The organism is uncultured Serinicoccus sp. (genome assembly GCF_947500995.1).
Classification (GTDB): Bacteria; Actinomycetota; Actinomycetes; order Actinomycetales; family Dermatophilaceae; genus Ornithinicoccus.
Map to the genome: position 1 here is coordinate 661,116 of NZ_CANMUA010000001.1, position 18,477 is coordinate 679,592.

The window sequence follows — 18,477 nt, forward strand, 5'->3', positions numbered from 1 at the left end:
CGAGCCAGAGAGAGCAGCAGATGCAGTTCGACGTGACGATCGAGATCCCGCAGGGCAGCCGCAACAAGTACGAGGTCGACCACGCGACCGGCCGGATCCGGCTGGACCGCATGCTCTTCACCGCGACCCGCTACCCCGCCGACTACGGCTACATCGAGGAGACCCTCGGCGAGGACGGCGACCCGCTGGACGCGCTGGTGCTCCTGGACGAGCCGACCTGGCCCGGCTGCCTGGTGCTCGCCCGACCGATCGGCATGTTCCACATGCGCGACGAGGCCGGTGGCGACGACAAGATCATCTGCGTGCCCGCCGAGGACCCGCGCAAGATGGGTATCCAGACCCTGGACGACATCGGCACCCACACCCGGCTGGAGATCCAGCACTTCTTCGAGGTCTACAAGGACCTCGAGCCCGGCAAGTCCGTCGAGGGCGCGCACTGGGCCGGCCGCGAGGAGGCCGAGCAGTGCTACCTCGAGGCCGTCAAGCGCGCCAAGGACGAGGGCATGTCGACCGCGCGCTGGCCCATGCCGCAGCACTGAGGCACCACCCCTGACGCCGCCGGGCGGGGTCGCGCCGCGCGCCTCGGGCCGCCCCCGGTCCCGCCGCCCGGAACCATCGGTGCCCGCCCGTCGTCGTAGCGGTGTACGGGGCGGACACCCGTGCCGCGCGCGGTACCATGGCTCCCGCACGGGCCACCGGCCGGCGATGACGACGCCCGCGGAGTGACCGCGGCACACGACAGGGGATTTCGATGACAACGGTGAACGAGACGACCGGCGAGGTCGACGAGGGCGGGCGGAAGACGCCGTGGCTGCTCATCGGCGGGGGTGTCGCCGCGGCTGCCGTCGTCGGGGGTGGCACGGCGTTCGCGCTCATGATGGGGGGCGGGGGCGACCGCCCGGACAGCGTCCTGCCGGGCGAGGTCGCGGCCTACGCGCAGGTCGACCTGGACCCCTCGGCGGGGCAGAAGGTCGCCGCCGTGCGCTTCTTCCAGGGCCTCGACTCCGAGATGGACGAGCGCCTGTCCAACGGCGAGTGGCGCGAGTGGGTGTGGGAGCAGATCGAGAAGGAGGGCGACGTCCCCGGTGACGTGTCCTTCGAGGAGGACATCGAGCCCTGGCTCGGGGACCGCGCCGGGATGGTCGTCATGGGTGCGGGCGAGGGTGAGGAGCCGGTCGTCGCCGTCGCTCTGCAGGTCAAGGACGGCGACGCCGCGATGGCCTTCCTCGACGAGCACGTCGCCGAGAGCTCGGAGGAGGTCGGCTACTACCTCGAGAGCGACTACGTCGTCTTCAGCGAGGCCGACACCATCGACGCCGTCCGTTCCGCCGCCGAGGCCGGCACCCTGGCGGACAACGAGAACTTCACCACCGACATGGAGGACCTGGGCGAGCCGGGCGTCATGGCGATGTGGGCCGACCTCGCGCAGACCGACGAGATCGACCCCGCGGCCTACGACCCGAGCCTGCAGGCGACCCAAGACCAGCTCGGGATGGGGGCCGAGCGGCCCGAGGTCGCCGGGCGCATGGCCGCCACGGTGCGGCTCACCGCGGACGCGATCGAGATGCACGGCATCAGCCGGGACGTCACCGGGATGGAGTCGCTGCCCGCCGGCGGCAACGCCGACAACCTCGTCACCCAGCTCCCTGCCGACACCGCCGTGGCGATGTCCCTCGAGCACGGCGACGAGATGGTCCAGTCGCTGTGGGACCTCTACAGCGAGGACTACGCCGAGGAGCTGCAGCAGGCCTCGGACGCCGCGGCCGAGCAGGGCTTCTCCCTCCCCGACGACCTCAAGGTCCTGCTCGGGGAGTCGATGACCCTGGCCGTGGGGCCGGGCATCGTGGACGCCGTGACGGGCATCTCGCAGACCGACCCCTCGGTGCCGGAGCTCCCCCTGGTCTACCGCGCCACGACCGACACCGCTCGGGCCCAGGAGATGCTCAACGACAACGGCATGGGCGCCGGCGTGCTCGTGGTCCGCGAGGACGACGGCACGCTCTCGCTGGGCACCGACCAGTCCTACGTCGACGCGGTCGGCGAGGGCGGCGAGGAGACGCTGGGTGACACCGAGCTCTTCACCCGGGCGGTCGCCGACGCGGGTGAGGCGCAGTCGACCTTCTTCGTCGACGTGGCGCCCTTCGAGCAGTACTACCTGCCCCAGGTCACCGACGAGAACGCCCGCACGGCGCTCGAGAAGCTCGCCGCGGTCGGCATGTCGAACGTCACCGAGGAGGGCGGCGACAGCCGCTTCACCCTGCGGATGGTCGCCGACCAGGAGTGAGCCGCGGGGTGCGGTGACCGGTGCCGCACCCGCAGCTCCCCCGCCACCTGCCGACCCCCGGCGACGGACTCCACGGAGCCCGTCGCCGGGGGTCGGCAGTTTGGGAGGCCTCGACCCGGTCGGGTATCCTCGTCGAGTTGCCCGGCGGGCGACGCGCCGCCTTAGCTCAGTCGGCCAGAGCGATTCACTCGTAATGAATAGGTCGGGGGTTCGATTCCCCCAGGCGGCTCCGCTGCACCACCTCCGACGCCCTCGACCCACCGGTCGGGGGCGTCGCTCGTCGGGGGCCACGTCATACGCATCCCGGACCCGCACGTCCAGCAGGTCCGGGCCCGATCAGCAGGTGGTGCCGTCCGCCGGGACGGTCCCCTCGAGCAGGTAGGCGTCCACCGCGTCGTCGACGCAGTCGTTGGAGCGGCCGTATGCCGTGTGCCCGTCGCCGTCGTAGGACAGCAGCACGCCGGAGTCGAGGGTGTCCGCGAGCCCCTCGGCCCACTCGTACGGCGTGGCCGGGTCGCGGGTGGTGCCGATGACGAGGATCGGGTCGGCTCCCTGGGCGGAGTAGTCCTCCACGGTCTCGCTGGCCTCGGCCGGCCAGTACTCGCACGCACCCTCACCGGCGAGGTAGCGCCCCCACGTGGGGGACACCTCCTCGAACTGCTGCTCCACCGCCTCGGAGTCGAGGTCCTCGCCGTCGGAACCGGCCGGCCGGTCGAGGCAGTTGACCGCGTAGATCGCCTGCATGCCGTTGCCGTCGTAGCTGCCGTCGCTGCCGCGCGAGGCGTAGAGGTTGGCGAGGTACATGAGCAGCGTGCCGTCGCCCTGGAACGCGCGGTCGAAGGCCTGGGACAGGACCGGCCAGGCGTTCTGGTCGTACATCGCGACGATGATGCCGTACATCCCCCAGCCCTCGGTGAGCTCGCCGGCCGCGTCGTCCCCGACCGGGAGCGGGGCGGAGTCCAGCTCGTCGAGGAAGGCGGGGATCCGCGCCATCGCCGACTCGACGTCCGAGCCCAGCGGACACTCCCCGCCGGCCACGCAGTCCTCGACGTAGGCCCGGGTGGCCCGTTCGAACCCCTCGGCCTGCCCGAGCCCCATCTCCAGGCCGGTGAGCTCAGGGTCGATGGCGCCGTCCAGCACGAGGCGCCCCACCCGGTCCGGGAAGAGCGCGGCGTAGGTCGCGCCGAGGAAGGTGCCGTAGGACGCCCCGAGGTAGGTGAGCTCCTCGTCGCCCAGGGCCGCTCGCAGCACGTCGATGTCCCGGGCGGCCTCCACCGTGGAGACGTGCCCGATGAGGTCCGGGGCGTTGGTGCCGCACGCCTGTGCGAACTCCTCGACGAGCTCCTGGGACGCCTGCTCCTCGGCGGCGTCGTCCGGGGAGGGGTCGGCGGAGAGGAACTCGTCCATCTGCGCGTCGTCGAAGCAGGTGATGGGCGCGGACCGGGCGACACCCCGGGGGTCGAAGCCGACGACGTCGTAGGCCTCGAGCACCGGGGCGGAGATCGACATACCGGCACTCATCGCGTAGTCGACGCCGGAGCCACCCGGGCCGCCCGGGTTGACCACCAGCGACCCCTGCGCCTCTCCGCCGGCCGGGCTGCGTAGGAGGGCGAGGTCGATCGTCTGCCCCTGCGGCTCGGCGTAGTCCAGCGGGACGGTGAGGGAAGAGCACTCGAAGTCGCCCTCGCAGGCGCTCCACACCAGTTCCTGGGAGTAGTAGTCCTCCAGGCCCTCCGGCGCCTCGTCGGCGGCCGGGGTCGAGGTGGCGACCGCCTCACCGCCCTCCCCCGCGTCCTGCGACGAGGTCGCCCCGCCGTCCTCGGGGGTCGCCGGGTCCGGCGTGTCGTCGCTGCACGCCGCCAGCAGGGCGAGCGCGCTGAGTCCGGCGACCGCCCTGGCCGTCATCGAGGTTCGCACGTGGTGTGTCCCTTTCCCGTCTGGTCTCACCCCCGGGGCAAGAGCAACCCAATCATCATGGCCTCCAGGACCAGCAGCGGCGCGCCGTTGGCGATGAGCCGCTGGCGCGCCTCGCCGATGGTCTCCAGCGCCCCGAGCAGACCCTCTGGTGTGAAGGAACGCGCGAGCCGCTCGATCTGCTCCGGCTCGCTGGCGTTGATCTGGCCCACGGACGCGCCGGTCGCCACGAGCAGCGCGTCGCGGTAGACCGAGGCGAGGTCGGTCAACGCCGCGTCGATGCTGTCGTGCTGCTGCCGCTTCGCCTCGGCCTTGAGCCGGTCGTCGAGGCGACGCAGGTGGGCGCGCACCGAGGGCGGGTGGGTCCGCGCCGAGGCGTCCGCACCCAGCTGCTCCAGCAGCTCGCGCCGCTGCTCCTCGGCGTGGTCCGCCGAGGTGGCCTTGGCCCCCTCCCCGGCCTCGTCGACGAGGTCCTGCGCCGCGCGCAGGGCGTCCCCCAGGGAGCCCAGGGTCAGGGGTATGCCGGTGATCTCCCGGCGGCGGGCCCGCGCGTGCTCGTCGGTCGCCAGGCGTCGGGCGATGCCGATGTGGCTCTGCGCCGCCCGCGCGGCGTAGTGCGCCATCGCCGGGTCGATGCCGTCGCGCTCGATGAGCAGGTCGGCGACCGCGCCCGCGGACGGGGTGCCCAGCCGCACGTGCCGGCAGCGCGAGCGGATCGTCACCAGGACGTCCTCGAGGGAGGGGGCGCACAGCATCCACACCGTCCGCGCCGTCGGCTCCTCCAGCGACTTGAGCAGCGTGTTGGCCGAGTGGTCGTTGAGCCGGTCGGCGTCCTCGACGACCATGACCCGCCACCGCCCCAGGCTCGGTCGGGCCTGCGCCTCCAGCACCAGCGCGCGCGCCTCGTCCACCTTGATGAAGGTCTGCTCGGTGTCGACGATGCGCACGTCCGGGTGGCTGCCGGCCATGACCATCCGGCACGGCTGGCACCGCCCGCACCCCACCTGCTCCGGCCCACCCGCCTGCTCCTCGCACTGGAGCGCCGCCGCGAAGGTGCGCGCGGCCACCGACCGCCCCGACCCGGGGGGGCCGGTGAACAGCCAGGCGTGCGTCATGGACGCCGGGTCGCCGGAGGCGCGCCGCAGGGTCTGCACCACGCGCGGCTGGCCCACGAGCTGGGTGAAGACGCTCACCGTGCCCCCTCCAGCAGCGGGGTCAGACGGGCGCGCACCTGCTCGGCCAACCGGCCGGCGTCGTGGTGCGCGTCGAGCACGAGGTAGCGCTCCGGCGCGCGCGCGGCGAGGTCGAGGAAGCCCTGACGGACGCGGTCGTGGAAGTCGTCGGCCTCCCGCTCCAGCCGGTCGTGGACCCGACCGCGACGGGCCCGGCCCCGCTCGGCGCTGACGTCGAGCAGCACGGTCAGGTCCGGCAGCAGGTCCTCCGTCGCCCACAGCGAGAGCTCGCGCACCTCGTCGTGGCCCAGGGCCCGCGCCGCCCCCTGGTAGGCGACCGAGGAGTCGAGGTAGCGGTCGGTGATGACGATCTCGCCGCGCTCCAGGGCCGGGCGGACGACGGTCGCGACGTGGTGGGCCCGGTCGGCCGCGAAGATCAAGGCCTCCGCGCGCGGCGACACCGACCCGTCCTCGCCGTGCAGCACCAGCTCGCGCAGCGTGCGCCCCAGCGCCGTGCCGCCGGGCTCGCGGGTGTGGAGCACGGCATACCCCTGCTCCTGCAGCCACTGCCCCAGCCGGGCGGACTGCGTCGACTTCCCGGCCCCGTCGCCGCCCTCGACGGCGATGAACAGACCCCGCCCACGACCGCGTCCGGTCGCGCTGGGCGGGGTCGGCTCGGTCACGTGGGCAGCCTACGGGACGGGGGCGACAGGCCCGCCGTCGTCCACAGCGCACCGCGCAGCGCGCCAAAGGGTCGCCGGCCACCCCTCGGTGGCCGGCGACCTCACCTCAGCCGCGGGCGGCGTTGGCCACGACCGCGTCGTGGACGTACTGCGCCAGCCCCGGGGCGATCTCCTCGTAGGAGGCGGTGAACCGGGGGTCGGTGACGTACATCTGCGCGATCGCGGCGTGCATCTCCCGCGGGCAGTCGTAGAACCAGCGGCAGATCTGCTGGCGGGCCTCCTCGGCGAGCGCCGTGCCCACCTCGGACCCCGCTGCGTGACCGGCCCGCATGGCCGCGACGAAGCGGGCGTTGAGGTCGTCCTGCTCGTCCTTGACCTGCTGCCACTGCTCGACCGAGTAGCCCTGGGTGCGCCGCGACGACTGCTGCCACGCGTCGGTGTCACCCCAGCGCTGCTCCGCCTCGGTCGCGTAGTCGTCGTCGAAGCCGTCGCCGAAGATCTCCCTCAGCTCGGCGGGGCTGACCTGGTTGCCACTCATCTCGTCCTCCAGTGCTGCGTCGATCAACCGGGTCAGCTCCTGCAGCTGCCCGATGCGGTCCGTGACGCTCGCCCGCTGCCGCCGCAGGTGCGCCGTGACGTCGGCGTCCTGCTGCAGCAGCTCGGCGATCTCCTCCAGCCCGAACCCGAGCCGGCGGTAGACGACGACGTGCTGGAGCCGGGTGAGGTCACCCACGGTGTAGAGCCGGTACCCGGCGAGGCTCCGCCCACCCGGCACCACCAGACCGATCTCGTCGTAGTGGTGCAGCGTGCGGATGCTCACGCCGACCTCGGCGGCCACCTGGCCGACCGTCCACGTCTCCTGCGCCGTCATCTGCGTCACGTGCCCCAGCGTGCAGCCTCACGGAGCGTGAGGGTCAAGCCTCTTCTGCAGGGGCCTCGTCGGCGGCGGTCATGGTCCCGTGCCCGCGCAGCGACTCGAAGATGAGGCTGGTCTCGGCGTGCAGGACCCCGGGCCGGTTGGTGAGGTGGTCGAGGACGAAGTCGCGCAGGGCGTCGGCGCTCGGGACCGCCACGTGCACGTAGTAGTCGATGGCCCCGGAGACGTGGAAGGCCCCCAGCACCCCCGGCAGCTGCGGCACCTCGCGGGTGAACTCCTCGAAGTTCGCGCGCCGGTGCCCGCCGAAGCGGATGGCGATCATCGCCTCGACCGGTCTGCCCACCGCCACCGGGTCGATGTCGGCGTGGATGCCCCGCACGACGCCACGCTCGCGCAGCGACCGCACCCGGACCAGGCAGGTGGACTCGGCGACGCCGACCTCGCGGGCCAGCATCGCGTTGGACATCCGCCCGTCCAGCTCGAGGAGACGCACCAGCGCCTGGTCGGTGTCGTCGAGGGGCTTGTCGTCACGAGGATTCTTCGGCACGAGGTCAGGGTATGCCGTCCGCCGCGCAGACGCGGCAGCCCGACCGGGCGAGGGCCAGGTCGGGCTGCCGGTCAGGCGGTGCTCACTCCAGGGTCCGCAGCCGCTCCAGGACGTCGTCGGCGACGGCGCCGTCGCCACCGAGGACGCTGACGAGCGCCGGCTGGAGACGCCCGAGCGCCGACCAGGTCGACGGGGGGACGGAGGCCTGGCGGACCAGCAGCATCGGCGCGTCCACGGTGCCCGCGGCCGCGGCCCCGGCCAACGCGTCCGGCCAGTTCTGCCCCGAGGCGAGGAACACCTGGGCCCGGGTGTCGTCCGCCCCGGCCAGCAGCGCGGCCGTGGCATACCGGTCCGTGCCGGCCACCCGCGTGACCTCACCCCACTCCTCCAGCGCGCTCTCGACCTCGTCGTCGACGACGCCGTCGCCACCGAGCAGCACGATCTCCTCCACGCCGAGGTCGGTGAGCGCCGCCGCCGTCGCAGCCGGCACCGCGTCGGGCCGCACGAGGAGCACCGGGGCGTCGGAGCGGCCCGCTCGGGCCGCCCCGGCCAACGCGTCCGGGTAGTCCCGTCCGGTGGCGACGTAGGCCGTGTCCGCCGTGCCGACCTCGGCCGCGATGAGTGCCGCCGTGCCGTACCGGTCCTTCCCGGCGAGTCGGCGGACGTCCACCCGGGCCGACTCCTCGATCGCCTCGACGACGGCGTCCTCGACCGCGCCGTCACCGCCGAGGACGACGACCTCCTGCGGGTCGAGCCGCTCCAGCTCACCGGCGGTCGCCGCCGGGAGCCGGTCGGGCTTGGTGAGGAGCACCGGCGCGCCGATGCTGCCGGCCCGCGCGGCGGCCGCCAGGGCGTCCGGGTAGTCGTCGCCGGTGGCGACGAAGACCGCCTCCACCCCCGGGTCGAAGGTCCGCGACAGCAGGACGGCGGTGCCGTAGCGGTCCTCCCCCGCGATCCGCTCGACCTCGGGGTGGACCGGCCCGGGCGGCGTGCCGCAGTCCTCGTGGAGCAGGGCGAAGTCCTGCTCCACCACCTCACCGCGTCGCGGGCTGACCGTGGCGCTGTCGCTGAGGTGCGCCGCGGCGGAGGCGAGCAGCTCCAGGTCACCGACCCGGGTGTCGATCCACCGGGCGTAGGAGCCGTCCGTGTCGGTGACCATCCGCCAGCGCGGCTGGTCGGCCCGCTCGGGGGTCGCGTCCACGACGGCCCCGCCGAGCGGGTCCGTGGCGCCCTCGCAGTCCTCCCCCTCGACGAGGCCGGTCAGCTTGCCCCAGGTCGCCGGCGGCCGGACCGTCATCGCCACCTCCGCGGTGGGGTCGCTGCCCGCCACGCCACCGGTGGCGCGGACCCCTGCGGTGTAGGCACCGGGCTGGGCCACGTCACCGTCGGTCGTCACCTCGACGGTCACCGACTCCCCCGGCTCGAGGGTGAACTCGGTCCGGGAGAGCGAGAGCCACGGCACGTCCACCCCGGCGTCCGAGCACTCGTCGAACCCGGGCAGCAGCTCGACCACATCGAGCACGGTCCCCCCGTCGGTCCCACCCACCGTGACGAAGCCGCAGGCGCCGGCCCCGCGGTAGCTGGGCACGTTGGCGTTCGGCAGGTCGACCCAGGCATCGGTCGCCGGGTCATAGCCGAAGGTCTCGTTGGACAGGTCGCCCTGCTGCACGCCGCCGCTGACGACCAGCTGACCGGCGGCCGCGGCGTAGGCCGCCGCCCAGTGGTCGCTCGGCGCGTCCGCGACCGGGGACCACGCGTCGTCCGCCGGGTCGTAGGCGTAGGTGGCCGCCGAGCTGGAACCGCTGTCGGGGTCGACGCCACCGGAGCAGTAGAGCAGGCCCTCGGCACCACCGCACGCGGCGAAGGCGACCTCCTCGGGGTAGTCCGCCAACACCTCCCAGGAGTCGGACCCCGGGTCGTAGGCCGTCACGGCGGCCGAGGCCGGCGCACAGTCGCCGGTGGTGCACCCACCGACGGTGTAGAACCGCCCGTCCAGGACACCGTGACCTGCGGCCGAGACCGCGGACGGGTTGTCCGCCACCTGGGTCCAGGCATCGGCGCCGGCGTCGTAGACGACGGTGGCACCGGTCGTCGCGCCGGCCTCGTCCCACCCGCCGGACACCACGATCTGCCCGCCGACGACGCCGGCCGACGGCGCGTTGACCCTCATCGGCAGCGGCGCCACCTCGGTCCACTCCATCGTGGCGTTGTCGTAGCGGTGGACGGCGTCCGTCGGCTCCATGCCGTCGCTGCCGCCCACGACGTACCACTGGCCGTCGAGGGCCACGACCCGGTGGTCCATGATCCCGGTCGGGTAGGGCGTGAGCTCCGTCCACGGCTCCTCCTGGGGGGCGCGGGGCGACGGGGAGGACTGCCCCGCCCCGGGCGCCGCACCGAAGGAGGTCTCGACGTCGGCGGTCCGCACCGGCGCCCCCTCGGCAGCCCGGGCGGCGGAGGCGGAGGAGCGGGAGCCGTCGGCACGCAGGATGGTCATGTCACCGCCCACCTCCCGCAGCTCCACCTGTGCGGTGCCGGTGCCCTCGTTGCTCACCGTGAGGTCGCGGGTCTGCGCCTCACCGAGCAGGACGTCGGTCGCGACCGACCCCGGGTCCACCGTGAGGACACCACCCTCCAGCGTGAAGTCGGCGCGGACCGCGCCCTCGTCGGGCACGCCCACGTCCTGGCGCCCCGGGCTGTAGCTGCGGGCGGTCGTCTCGAACGGGTGCGTTCCGGCCAGCGAGCTGAACAGCCAGTAGAAACCGTCGTCCTGCCCCTCGTCCGCCGGGGTGTCCTTGCTCATGCCGGAGTCGCCGGAGTCCAGGTTGGTCACCGTCGCGCCGCTGACCGGGTCGTCGTCGACCCCGGAGGTGACGGTGCCCACGACGTACCCGCCCTCACCGACCGGGTCGCACGCCATGCTGCCGAGCAGCACGTCGTCCACCTGCCACCAGAGCGTCCAGTTGGCGTCGTAGAAGTGCCAGCGCACCTGCACCTGGCTCTGTCCGGCCGCCATCGGCAGGGGCACGGTGTCCCTGACCTCGATCTGCTCACCCGTGTAGGTCTTCACCGTGGTCCAGGTGTCGCCACCGTCGATGCTGACGTCGAGGTCGGCGGTGTCACCGAGCTCGACGTAGAAGTGGTTGAAGGCGACGACGGGGGTGGTCTGCCCCGTGAGGTCCACGACCGGGGAGACCAGGGAGGTGTCCTGGCTGCCGTCCGGGCCGTAGAAGTCGCTGTTGACGTCGGCGAAGCCGCCCTCGCCGCCGGTGAGGTTGCCCATCCCGCCCGGGTCGTCGAAGGTCCACACCTGGCCGTTGCCGAGGTTGTCCTCCACGGTCCACCCGTCCGGCAGCTCGAGGGTGTCGAAGGACTCGGTCAGGCCGGTGGAGCTGGCGGCATACCCGTTCGCGACGCAGCTGAGGACGTCGACCAGCATGCTCACGTCCAGGGTCTCGTCCCCCTCGAGCGACACCTCCTCGGAGACGACCGTGTAGCCGGGGTACTGCGCCTCGACCCGCACCACGACCGGGGTGCCCAGCGGGACGTCCAGCGCGTAGCTCCCGTCGAGCGGGTCGGTGAACGTCGTCAGCGCCGTGCCCCCGACGGAGACCTTGGCATAGAGCGGGTACCCCTGGCCGGAGCCGTCGCCGACGGTCCCGCTCAGGGTGCCCGTGGGCGCCCGGTCGAGAGCGAAGTCCTGCACCACCGTGCCGTCCACGGGCACGGTCACCTCCGTGCTCTCGGAGACCCAGCCGAAGCTGGAGGCGGTCACGGCGTAGTCGCCGGAGGTCACCAGGGCGCGGTACCTGCCCTCGGCGTCGGTCGTGAGCTCACGCTCCAGCGGGCCGTCGAGGCTCACCTGCGCCCGGCCCAGCGGGTCGCCGGAGGCGGCGTCGGTCACGGTGCCCTCGACGAACCCGGTGTCGCCGCGAGGGGCGGACTCCACGAGCGCGAGCGCGTCCAGGCGTCCCTCGCCGAAGACGTTGTTGTCCTCGTCGGTGCCCCCGCACTGGTCGTCCGGGCTGTCGACGGCGGTGCCGTCCAGCAGGTCCTTCGTCGCCTCGAGGTCACCGACGAGCAGCGGCGCGCTCGACCACAGCAGGGCGATCGAGCCGGCCACGTGCGGCGAGGCCATCGACGTGCCGGAGAACGCGGCGTAGTCGTTGCCGGGCACCGAGGAGCGCACGGCGGTGCCGGGCGCCGACACGTTGGGCTTGGTCTCCCCGTCCTGGCCCGCGCCGCGGCTGGAGGTGTCGGCGATCTGGTGCGCGGCGTCGTAGTTGCCCACCGAGTAGTTGACGACCAGGCTCCCTGGCGACCCCGAGGTCTCGCAGCCCGGACCGATGTTGCCGTTGGCCCAGACCCCGAACTGGCCGGCGGCCGCCCAGGCGAGCGACACGTCCTCCATGAACGGGTCGTCGGACGGTATGCCCGAGCCCCAGGAGTTGTTGATGACGTGCGGCCGCTGGGCGGGGTCGGGGTCGCTGCCGTCGACACGGGTCGGCGCGAGCATCCACTCCCCGCTGGTGATGAGCGCGTCGTCGGAGGGGCAGCAGCCGTTGGCGGCGATCCACCGGGCGCCTGGGGCGACGCCGACCTGGTTGTCGCCACCGTCGTCGCCGACCATGGTGCCGGTCACGTGGGTGCCGTGGGCGTCGACGTCGACGGGCTCCTCGGGCGAGACCCCGGCCGCGTCGAACCAGTTGTAGTCGTGGTCGAAGGTGCCGTCGCCGTTGTTCCCGCGGTACTGCTCCACCAGCGCGGGGTGGTCGTACTGCACGCCGGTGTCGATGGTCGCGACGACGATGCCCTCGCCGGTGACGCCGAACTCGCTCCAGACGTCGTCGGCGTTGATGTCGGCGATCCCCCACTCGACCGCCGCCGGACCGACCGCCGCGGGCTCCACCGGGCGCACCTCGGGCACGTCGTAGGTGCGGGTCGGGTAGATCCCCTCGACCTCGGAGCGCCCTGCCAGGGCCAGCGCGAGGTCCTCCGACCCGGCGGTCACGTGCACCGCGTTGGTGATCCAGTGCGTCTCGTAGGTCGCGCCCTCGGCGTCCAGCTTGGCGCGCACCCCCGCCTGGCTGGCGGTCGCGGTGCTGGTGAGCGCGTCGTACACCCCCTGGCCGCGAGCGGCCCAGTCCCGCACCCCCTCGAACTGCGTGAGGTCGGGGCGCTCCTCCAGCCGCACCCAGAAGTCGGTCCTCCCCTGCGTCTCGAGCTCCTCCTGCACCGCCTGCTCGATCTTGGCCTCGGCGCCCGGCGCCGGTGCCGCGAGCGCAGGCGCCGTCGTCGCCGCCCCCGCCAGCACCACCCCCAGCATGCTGATCCCCGCGACTGCCCTGCGCCATACCCCTGCCTGAACCATGTCGGCCTCCCAGCGCGTCCTGCCTCGATCGGATGACCTGACGGTAGGCAGCACCGGGGCGGGCCACAACGACCGGCGTGGGGCAATCGTCGGGCAGTGTCAGCCGCCGGCGGACGCACCCGTCGGCGCGGTGACGGTCAGGGTGCGGGCCTGGAAGCCGCAGCCCCGGACGGTCTCGACCGTCAGCGGCAGCCGGGCCCCGCCCACCTTGCGCCGCAGGCGCTTGATCACCGAGCGGACCTGCTCGCCGTCCCCCACGAAGGACGTCCCCCACACGTCGCGGGAGAGCTCCTGGATGGACCACGCGTGCCCCTGGTCGGAGACGAGGAGAGCGAGGACGTCGTACTCCAGGGGGGTCAGGCGCACCGCGCGGCCCCCGGCCACCACCGTGCGTGCCTCCGGGTCGAGGACGACCGCCGGCCGGGGCGCGCCCGGCACCTCGCGGCAGCCCAGCTCCGCGGCGCCCGAGCCGAGCAGGGTGGCGGCGTGCTGCCTGCTCGTCGCGAGGACGACGCAGACCCCGTCGGGAAGTCGGGCGAGGAGCCGCTCGCGCTCGGCCCGGGTGGCGGCGATGACGAGCACCATGGACCGACCGGCGTCCGGGCCCGGGACGGGGCGCACGTCCCCGAGGTGAGTGACCCCCATGGCCGAACCCTAGCGGCGGCCGGGCCCGGTGTCACGACCTGCGGGCCAAGACCGTCCTTGGCGCACGATACGTCTGGATCCGGACATGATTCCGCTGATCCTGTGGCGTTCTTGACTGCCACCCGCAGTTTCCCCATCATGGGGGTATGCCGCTGCCTCGCCCCGACCTCGACACCCGCGCCGTCCACGCCGGGCGCGCCGACCTCACCGCGCTCGGGGTGCACGTGCCCCCCATCGACCTGTCCAGCACGTACCCGCTGCCGGACGTCGAGACCGGTGGGGAGGCCTACGACCAGATGGCCGGAGGCGGACCGCGCCTGGACGGCCAGAGCGCGGTCTACCAGCGGTTGTGGAGCCCGGGGGTCGCGCGCTTCGAGGAGGCCCTGGCCGAGCTCGAGGGCGGCGAGGCCGGTGTGGCCTTCGCCTCCGGCATGGCGGCGCTGAGCGCCGTGCTCCTGGCGTGCACCGGAGCCGGCACCCCGCACGTCGTCGCGGTGCGCCCCCTCTACGGCGGCTCGGACCACCTCCTGGCCACCGGGATCCTCGGCACCCGGGTGACCTGGACCGACCCCGAGGGGGTCGGCGCGGCGATCGAGGCGGACACCGGGCTCGTCGTCGTGGAGACCCCGGCCAACCCCACCCTCGACCTGGTCGACCTGCGCGAGGTGGTCGCCGCCGCCGGCGACGTGCCCGTGCTCGTCGACAACACCTTCGCCACCCCGGTCCTGCAGCGGCCGCTGGAGCTGGGCGCGAGCATCGTCCTGCACTCGGTCACCAAGTTCCTCGCCGGGCACGGCGACGTCCTCGCCGGTGCCGTGGTGACCTCGGAGGCGTGGGCCCGGCGGATCCGTCCGGTGCGCGCCGTCACCGGCGCCGTCCTGCACCCGCTGTCGGCCTACCTCGCGCACCGCGGGCTGCAGACGCTGCCGCTGCGGGTGCGGGCCCAGCAGGAGGGCGCCCAGGTGGTGGCCCGGTGGCTGCGCGGCCACCCCGCGGTGCGGGAGGTCTTCTACCCCGGCGCGGACGGCGACCCGCGCCGCCTCATCGGCCGCCAGATGGCCGGCCCCGGTGCCGTGCTCGCCCTGGACCTCGGCAGCTACGAGGCAGCCGCAGCCGTGGCGCAGGGCTGCCGGCTCATCACCCACGCCGTCTCCCTCGGCGGCGTGGACTCCCTCGTCCAGCACCCCGCCGCCCTCACCCACCGCCCGGTGGCCGCGGAGGCCCGGCCGGGCGCCGGCATACTCCGGCTGTCCGTGGGCCTCGAGGCCCCCGAGGACCTCATCGACGACCTCGAGCAGGCGCTCGCCGCGCTCGTGCCCGACGAGCGCCCCGTGACCACGTCGGTCTGAGGCGCGGGCGGCTCAGGACTTCTTCGTCGACGCCCGGCCGGTGGAGCTCTTCTTCGCCGGGGCCTTGCGCGTGGTCTTCGCCCTCGTCGCCGGCTTCTTGCGGGTGGTCGGGCCCTTGGAGCGCTTCTCCGCGATGAGCTCGAAGGCCCGCTCCTCGGTCAGCGTCTCGGGGTCGTCGCCGCGGCGCAGGGTCGCGTTGGTCTCCCCGTCGGTGACGTAGGGCCCGAACCGGCCGTCCTTGGCGACGACCTTGCGGCCCGACACGGGGTCCTCGCCGAACTCGGCCAGCGGCGGCTTGGCGGCCCCGCGCCCGCGCTGCTTGGGCTGGGCGTAGATCGCCAGCGCCTCCTCGAGGGTGATGTCGAAGATCTGTGCCTCGGTCTCCAGCGAGCGGCTGTCCGTGCCCTTCTTGAGGTACGGCCCGTAGCGGCCGTTCTGCGCGGTGATGTCCACGCCCTCGGCGTCCTGGCCGACGACCCGCGGCAGCGAGAGCAGCCGCAGCGCGGTGTCCAGCTCGATGGTGGCGAGGTCCATGTCGGCGAAGAGCGAGCCGGTGCGCGGCTTGACCTTGGCCTTCTTCTTGGCGCCCTTGGTCTCCCCCTCCTCGTCCTCGACGACCTCGGTGACGTAGGGGCCGTAGCGGCCGTTCTTGGCGACGATCTCCCGGCCGGTCTCGGGGTCGGTGCCGAGCACCCGCCCGTCGTCCGCGGCGGCCGCGAGCAGCTCCTCGGCCTTGGCCGCGGTCATCTCGTCCGGGGCGATCTCGTCCGGCACGGTCGCGCGGCGCGGCGTCTCGCCCTCCTCGCCGGGCAGCTCGACGTAGGGGCCGTAGCGCCCGACCCGCACCACCGTGCCGTCACCGGTCGTCACCGCGGAGACGGCGCGGGCGTCGATGTCCCCGAGGTCGGCGACGAGGTCGCGCAGCCCCTCGGTCGAGCTCGCCTGGTCGCCGAAGTAGAAGCGCTGCAGCCAGGCGACCCGCTGCTCCTCGCCGTGGGCGATCTTGTCGAGGTCGCTCTCCATGGACGCCGTGAAGTCGTAGTCGACCAGCCGCGGGAAATGCTGCTCGAGCAGCTGGGTCACCGCGAAGGCCAGCCAGGTCGGCACCAGCGCAGAGCCGCGGCTGTGGACGTAGCCGCGGTCCTGGATGGTGCCGACGGTCGCCGCGTAGGTCGAGGGCCGGCCGATCCCGCGCTCCTCCAGCGCCTTGACCAGCGTCGCCTCGGTGTAGCGGGCGGGCGGACTCGTCTGGTGGCCCTGCGCGTCGGCCCGCAGCGTCTCCAGCGCGACGCCCTCACTCAGCCTGGGCAACCGCATACCCATGGCGCTGTCGTCGCCGTAGCGGCTCTCGTCGCGGCCCTCCTCGTAGGCGGCGAGGAAGCCGCGGAAGGTGATGACGGTGCCGGAGGCGGAGAACTGCGCGCTGGAGTATGCCGTGCCGCCCGCGCTCGTGCCCTCGGGCAGGGTGGCGGTGAGCTTGACGCTGGCGGTCGACCCCTTGGCGTCCGCCATCTGGGAGGCGATGGTCCGCTTCCAGATGAGCTCGTAGAGGGCGTACTCCCCGCCGCGGATCTCGCCGGCCACCTGCGCCGGGGTGCGGAAGGAGTCGCCGGCGGGGCGGATCGCCTCGTGCGCCTCCTGCGCGTTCTTGCTCTTCTTGCCGTAGACGCGCGGGCTCTCCGGCACGAAGTCGGCGCCGTACATGTCGCGCGCCTGGCTGCGGGCGGCGCTCACCGCGCCGCTCGACAGGTTGGTCGAGTCGGTCCGCATGTAGGTGATGTAGCCGTTCTCGTAGAGCCGCTGCGCGGTGCGCATCGTGCTCTGGCTGTTCATCCGCAGCTTGCGGGAGGCCTCCTGCTGCAGGGTGGAGGTGGTGAAGGGGGCCGAGGGACGGCGCGTGTAGGGCTTCTCGGAGACCTCCCGCACCACGACGTCGGCCTCGCGGGTGCCGGCGGCGATCGCCTCCGCCGCGGCGGCGTCCAGCTGCACCGCGTTAGCGGTCTTCAGGGTGCCGTCGTCGGCGAAGTCGCGACCGCTGGCGACCTTGGACCCGTCGATCCCGGTGAGCTTGGCCTCGAAGCCCTGGCCGCTGTTGCCGCCCGGGGCGAACTCCCCCTCGACGTCCCAGTAGGACGCGACCCTGAAGGCCATCCGCTCCCGCTCGCGCTCCACCACCAGCCGGGTCGCCACCGACTGCACGCGGCCGGCCGACAGCCCCTGCTTGACCTTGCGCCACAGCACGGGCGACACCTCGTAGCCGTAGAGCCGGTCGAGGATGCGACGGCTCTCCTGGGCGTCGACGAGGTGGGTGTCCAGCTCGCGGGTGTCGTTGACGGCGCGCTGGATGGCCTCCTTGGTGATCTCGTGGAAGACCATGCGGCGCACCGGCACCTTGGGCTTGAGGACCTCGAGGAGGTGCCAGGCGATCGCCTCCCCCTCGCGGTCCTCGTCGGTCGCCAGGAAGAGCTCGTCGGCGTCCTTGAGCGCCCGCTTGAGCTCGGAGACCTTCTTCTTCTTGTCCGCGTCGACCACGTAGTAGGGCTCGAAGCCGTCGTCGACGGCGATCGCGAACTTGCCGTAGGGCCCCTTCTTCATGTCGGCGGGGAGCTCGGAGGGGTTTGGCAGGTCCCGGATGTGCCCGACGCTCGCGTCGACCCGGAAGTCCTTGCCGAGGTACTCGCCGATCTTCTGCGCCTTCGCCGGGGACTCGACGATGACCAACTTGGTGCCAGGTGCCACAGGATCTCCTTCGCCCCGTGTGCCGCGGATTCGTCGCGACCTCCGACACGGGACCTCGGGCGTCACCGTAGCCCATGGCCGGGGGCGGGCTACGCTGGCTCCCTATGGCGGCGAAGCGTGCGACCCCGACGAGCGGCAGGCAGCGGCGGCCGGGCCGTGGCCCCGCCCGGGGGGCCAGACCGGCCGTCGTCCTCCTGGCCCTGGGCGCGGTGCTGCTCGCGGGCTGCGACGACGACCCCGGGGAGGGCGAGGACGCCGGCACCACCGGCGGTGGGCAGACGGGCACCCCGGCGGGGGACGGCGGTGACGCCGGGGGTGGGGGCGACGGGGACGGTGCCGGCGGCACCGCGGACGCGCCCGCTGCGGAGGCGGCTCCCCCGCCCACCGCGCCGGCCGACATCGAGCCCGACCGGGGCGAGCGCAGCGTGTCCGAGGACGGCTCGACCATCACCGTCCAGGGGGACCGGGCCGCCTTCGTGACCCCGACCGGCAACCTGGCGTGCGTGCTCAACGGCCCGAGCGCCTCCTGCCAGCTGCTCGACATGGCCTACACGCCGAACCCCGACCACCTGGTCGAGGACGGCGTCGGCGAGTGCGCCGCGGACGCGGCCGACACCATGGTCCTCACCGATGCCGGGGGCGTATGGACGTGCCCGCCGGAGACGCTCACGAGCACCGCCGCGGCCACCGAGGGCGGGTGGTGGGCCGAGGCGGCGGGCGCCCCGACGACCGGCGTCGAGGACACCGACGCGGCCGTGCTGGAGTACGGCCTGACCCTGCGGGTCGGGGACACCACCTGCCTGTCCAGCGAGGACGGCGTCACCTGCCGCAGCGGCGACCTGGGCCGGCAGTTCTTCATCTCCCGCAACGCCTACCGCTTCGGCGCCAGCTGACCGACG

General features: G+C 73.4%; 12 protein-coding genes and 1 tRNA gene. 5 read left to right on the plus strand and 8 right to left on the minus strand.

The genetic code is table 11. The features are described 5' to 3' along the window. The first annotated feature begins 20 nt into the window (after positions 1 to 20). The 3 genes from Q0967_RS02950 to Q0967_RS02960 all read left to right on the plus strand — a co-directional run bounded on the left by Q0967_RS02950 (position 21) and on the right by Q0967_RS02960 (position 2,513). Positions 21 to 539 (plus strand): inorganic diphosphatase, encoded by a 519-nt coding sequence (locus Q0967_RS02950; protein ID WP_298749057.1) that lies wholly within the window; start codon positions 21 to 23, stop codon positions 537 to 539. A gap of 221 nt (positions 540 to 760) precedes the next feature. Next, positions 761 to 2,284, plus strand: coding sequence for a hypothetical protein (locus tag Q0967_RS02955; RefSeq protein ID WP_298749058.1), 1,524 nt, complete (start codon positions 761 to 763; stop codon positions 2,282 to 2,284). A 155-nt stretch (positions 2,285 to 2,439) separates the two neighbouring features. Then, positions 2,440 to 2,513 (plus strand) — tRNA-Thr (locus Q0967_RS02960). A gap of 107 nt (positions 2,514 to 2,620) precedes the next feature. Here the strand turns inward: Q0967_RS02960 and Q0967_RS02965 are convergent. From Q0967_RS02965 to Q0967_RS02995, 7 genes are all read right to left on the minus strand, one after another. Then, entirely contained in the window at positions 2,621 to 4,201 is a 1,581-nt protein-coding gene (locus tag Q0967_RS02965; protein ID WP_298749059.1) for an alpha/beta hydrolase, read from the minus strand. Between the two features lie 26 nt (positions 4,202 to 4,227). Then, positions 4,228 to 5,391, minus strand: coding sequence for a DNA polymerase III subunit delta' (locus Q0967_RS02970; RefSeq protein ID WP_298749060.1), 1,164 nt, complete (start codon positions 5,389 to 5,391; stop codon positions 4,228 to 4,230). Continuing rightward, positions 5,388 to 6,053, minus strand: a complete 666-nt coding sequence (gene tmk / locus Q0967_RS02975; protein ID WP_298749061.1) for a dTMP kinase — start codon at positions 6,051 to 6,053, stop codon at positions 5,388 to 5,390. The genes Q0967_RS02970 and tmk overlap by 4 nt, the downstream gene beginning before the upstream one ends. Positions 6,054 to 6,159: 106 nt before the next feature. Then, on the minus strand, positions 6,160 to 6,924 hold the full coding sequence (locus Q0967_RS02980) for a MerR family transcriptional regulator (RefSeq protein ID WP_298749112.1): 765 nt from the start codon (positions 6,922 to 6,924) through the stop codon (positions 6,160 to 6,162). Between the two features lie 43 nt (positions 6,925 to 6,967). After that, positions 6,968 to 7,477 (minus strand): Lrp/AsnC family transcriptional regulator, encoded by a 510-nt coding sequence (locus tag Q0967_RS02985; protein ID WP_298749062.1) that lies wholly within the window; start codon positions 7,475 to 7,477, stop codon positions 6,968 to 6,970. Between the two features lie 82 nt (positions 7,478 to 7,559). Next, positions 7,560 to 12,845, minus strand: a complete 5,286-nt coding sequence (locus Q0967_RS02990) for a cell wall-binding repeat-containing protein (protein WP_298749063.1) — start codon at positions 12,843 to 12,845, stop codon at positions 7,560 to 7,562. Positions 12,846 to 12,944: 99 nt separating this feature from the next. Further along, positions 12,945 to 13,490 carry a winged helix-turn-helix domain-containing protein gene (locus tag Q0967_RS02995; protein WP_298749064.1) on the minus strand — a complete coding sequence of 182 codons (546 nt, stop codon included), beginning with the start codon at positions 13,488 to 13,490 and terminating at the stop codon, positions 12,945 to 12,947. A 146-nt stretch (positions 13,491 to 13,636) separates the two neighbouring features. Here Q0967_RS02995 and Q0967_RS03000 point away from each other — a divergent pair, with 146 nt between their 5' ends. Continuing rightward, positions 13,637 to 14,839: a PLP-dependent aspartate aminotransferase family protein gene (locus Q0967_RS03000; RefSeq protein WP_298749066.1), complete on the plus strand. Its 1,203-nt coding sequence runs from the start codon at positions 13,637 to 13,639 to the stop codon at positions 14,837 to 14,839. 12 nt (positions 14,840 to 14,851) lie between these two features. Here the strand turns inward: Q0967_RS03000 and topA are convergent, their stop codons facing one another. Further along, positions 14,852 to 17,578: a type I DNA topoisomerase gene (gene topA, locus Q0967_RS03005; protein ID WP_298749067.1), complete on the minus strand. Its 2,727-nt coding sequence runs from the start codon at positions 17,576 to 17,578 to the stop codon at positions 14,852 to 14,854. A 104-nt stretch (positions 17,579 to 17,682) separates the two neighbouring features. Here topA and Q0967_RS03010 point away from each other — a divergent pair, with 104 nt between their 5' ends. Continuing rightward, on the plus strand, positions 17,683 to 18,471 hold the full coding sequence (locus Q0967_RS03010; RefSeq protein ID WP_298749068.1) for a hypothetical protein: 789 nt from the start codon (positions 17,683 to 17,685) through the stop codon (positions 18,469 to 18,471). Positions 18,472 to 18,477: the final 6 nt, after the last annotated feature.